Source organism: Paenisporosarcina sp. P4_E4_2 (assembly GCF_056401595.1).
In genome coordinates this window covers 1-3,210 of record NZ_JBFUJC010000349.1, presented here as the reverse complement: position 1 = coordinate 3,210, position 3,210 = coordinate 1, and the positions used below count along the sequence as shown (strand labels likewise).

The 3,210-nt window shown below is 35.6% G+C and carries 4 protein-coding genes and 1 pseudogene; 2 read left to right on the top strand and 3 right to left on the bottom strand.

Going from position 1 to position 3,210, the window contains the following annotated elements:
- From AC1DSB_RS16895 to AC1DSB_RS16885, 3 genes are all read right to left on the bottom strand, one after another.
- A partial coding sequence (locus AC1DSB_RS16895) for a hypothetical protein (protein ID WP_477587171.1) occupies nucleotides 1-259 on the bottom strand: 259 nt, incomplete at its 3' end.
- 510 nt (nucleotides 260-769) lie between these two features.
- Nucleotides 770-1,972 carry an MFS transporter gene (locus tag AC1DSB_RS16890; RefSeq protein WP_477531641.1) on the bottom strand — a complete coding sequence of 401 codons (1,203 nt, stop codon included), beginning with the start codon at nucleotides 1,970-1,972 and terminating at the stop codon, nucleotides 770-772.
- A 26-nt stretch (nucleotides 1,973-1,998) separates the two neighbouring features.
- Nucleotides 1,999-2,580, bottom strand: a complete 582-nt coding sequence (locus AC1DSB_RS16885) for a TetR/AcrR family transcriptional regulator (RefSeq protein WP_477531642.1) — start codon at nucleotides 2,578-2,580, stop codon at nucleotides 1,999-2,001.
- Nucleotides 2,581-2,824: 244 nt separating this feature from the next.
- Here AC1DSB_RS16885 and AC1DSB_RS16880 point away from each other — a divergent pair, with 244 nt between their 5' ends.
- Together AC1DSB_RS16880 and AC1DSB_RS16875 are read left to right on the top strand one after the other, a co-directional pair.
- Complete coding sequence (locus AC1DSB_RS16880) at nucleotides 2,825-2,935, top strand: diguanylate cyclase domain-containing protein (protein WP_477531643.1); 111 nt, start codon at nucleotides 2,825-2,827, stop codon at nucleotides 2,933-2,935.
- 143 nt (nucleotides 2,936-3,078) lie between these two features.
- Nucleotides 3,079-3,210 (top strand): annotated as a pseudogene (locus tag AC1DSB_RS16875) (lysoplasmalogenase); the annotation flags it as partial.

Here is a 3,210-nt window from a genome sequence, read left to right as displayed (position 1 = left end):
CTTTATGTGTAGCCGTCATTTTATATTTTTTTCCATTAAGTTCTTCGAGACTATCCAAGAAATAAACTGCATAAAGTCTTCCTTGTTTTACTGGAAACTCAGGTTCATTGCTTTCTCCATTTACTTTAATAACACCAAATTCCCCTTCAGTTCCATGCAAAGTTAGATTATCGACATTGAATGTAGGACTTAGATTCCAATCTCCATCATTATCTTTTTCTTCTGTACATCCTAAGAGTAATAAAACTAAAACAAGCAACAGAAAACTTATTCTCTTCAATCGAATAATTGAAATGTCATTTCCTCCTTTTTTTCATCTGTTTATTCTTTAAACATATGATAAAAATGCACATAGAAATATTCTTCAATTCAATCTAATCCCTTTTGTTACCTATTTCAGCGTCCTACCAAATATACCTGCTTATTGAAGTAAAGCACCCGTTAGTTGAATAAGACAGATTAATTTAACGGTCCATATATATCTATTTATTTTCTAGTGTAAGCATTCATAATTGGACCAGATTGTGGAATAAGCGATATTTGATATTTAAAAATTAGATTTAAGGAATAGAGCTTTTTAATTAAAGTAGAATGGAAATTTAAAAACCTAAACTCCTTGTTCATATGAACAAGGTGTTTAGGTTCAAAGATAAGAGTATGGCTTTTTGAGTAAGAGAGTTTTCTAGCTCCACATGGAAGCTACTTTGAATGATCATCGCAGGAACAATCTTGGCCTTTTATTGTTCCGAAGGCCATTGTGCTTTTCTAATTAATTCGCTAAGCTTTCTGCCAATTCGTTTTCTTTCCACATGACTGTAATACATAGGCCAAAGACCATAATGACAGCTGCGAATAGATAAGGATAGTGGATGTTTACGTCAAATAGTATTCCGGCCATGGCTGGCCCGACGATATTACCTAAGCTCGTATAGGTTGAATTCATTCCTGCAACAAATCCTTGCTCTTTCCCGCCAGCTTTTGATAAAAATGTCGTCACTGCCGGACGAAGCAAGTCAAATGCGAGGAAGATGAAGCAAGTTACCACCAGTACTGCGAAGAAGCTAGAGACCAAGGTGGACGCCACCGCCAATATTGCACCTATAATCAAACATAATTGGATCAGTTTCTTTTCTCCGAGTATATCTACCAATTTTCCAAACATAAATACTTGCACAACAACTCCAAAGATTGAGCTTATTGTAATAATAGCTGCAAGGTCTTTAGGCGTGAAGCCGAATTTATGATTAGAAAATAGGCTAAAAACAGTTTCATATGCTGATAAACCGAAAGCGAGTACAAATACAATGATAAATGCAATAAAGTAAAGCGGATGAAGTGATCTTTTTAAATCGTCAATAAAGTTTGTTTGCTTTGTATTAGCAGAAATTTCTGAAAGCTCTTTCTTTGTTAGCGGCTCTTTTAAAATAAACATTGATGAAATGCATGCTAAAAAAGCAATTCCTGCTGCAAAGAAGAAGGGCAAGCGAATACCATATTCTGCAATAAATCCACCTATACCAGGTCCTATAATAAAGCCAGTACTAATGGCGGCAGAAATATAGCCCATTGCTTTTGCCCGTTCCTGAACTGATGTAATATCTGCAACATATGCAGTAACACCCGGCATAATAAAGGCGGCACTAATTCCCCCTAGAAACCTTGATATATAAAGAACCGATACGTTCGTGCCTACACCAAAGATWAGTTCTGAAACACCAAAAAGGAATAAGCCGAATATGATGATTTTCTTTCTACCGTAACGGTCAACCCACCGACCTGCGAATGGTGACAGAAGCAGTTGCGCTACCGCAAATACGGCAACAAGATAGCCCATCGTACTTCCTGATAAATGCATGATATTCATAAATGACGGCATAACGGGGATGATGAGTCCAATTCCTAGAAATGCAATGAATATATTGCTTAAAAGAATAATTAATACCATTTTTTGTTTTTTAATTGGTTTTTTCATGTTTTAACACCTTTTTTCTATATGGCTCATTGATGTGAAATACCTCTCCAAAATACTGTCCAAGAGGCTGCTAATTTGTCCTTCAGCCGTTTCTCATTATTGCCGTATACAAGCTCCAGCAAAATGGAATCGACTACTCCTAAGAAAGCATAGGTAGGCGTTATTGCCACATCTCCGAAGATTAATTTTGCATTGATCCAATCCTGAAATTTTCTTTCCAATATCATCTGTACCTTTTCCTCGATATCTATGACTTCCTGTTCGATTGCTTTTTCAAGATGGGCTGGCGGAAAAAAAGACATACGCAGCCAAAACTTTAACTGCTCATTTTTTTGGAAAAGATCGATGACCAATTGTAGAAATCCGTATAAATCTTTTTCAGGGTTTTCTGAATCAACTTGACTAAAATATTGAAGTTTTGAAGATAGCTCCGTCTCTTTCGCATCCCGTAAAACTTGCAGAAAAAGATCATCCTTTCCTTTAAAATGGGCATAAATGGATTGCTTTTTCATGCCGACTTCTTCAGCTATTAGAGAAAGGGATGCTCCTTCATAACCATGAATTGTGAAATATTTTAGAGCTGCCTTCTTAATTTCATTGCTTTTCAATAATATCACCTCAAATTTAACGAACGTTCGTAAGTTATATTAGCAAACTAAATAAATATAAGCAAGCAGATTAGTTTATAGAAAGGTTTTACAGCACGGTAATGCAGAAAAATATTCCATAATCGGCCGCGATTGTGAAACAAAACAAGTAGAATTTAACAGGGTTGGTGAATCGTCATTTATTAAATGATCACCCCACTCAAGCACTTAATCAGGCAAATAAAATTGGTATCATGTTATCGATTTGGACCGTTTTAAATACATAAATGACACGTTAGGACATACCGTAGGCGATCATTTATTGATGGGGTTACCAAGCGAATTCAAGCCGGAGTGGTTAAAGAGGATACAGTGACACTACGTTCATCATGTCTAGATGGAGTTCGAAACTTAGATAGTATGCATAATATAAAAGAGGAAATCGTAGATTTTTTGAAGAATACATTACTGAATACTTGATAGAATTGCTAGTTACTTAATTTACACTTGGAGGTAGTCATGACACTTAAAAAATATTGGTTACCAGTGCTCATTCTATTCATGAGCATTCTCTACATTTTCATCATTCCTAAAGATGCACTTGCTGTTAAGCTCTTGTTTAAATTAATTCCAATGTGGCTGATTATTTAC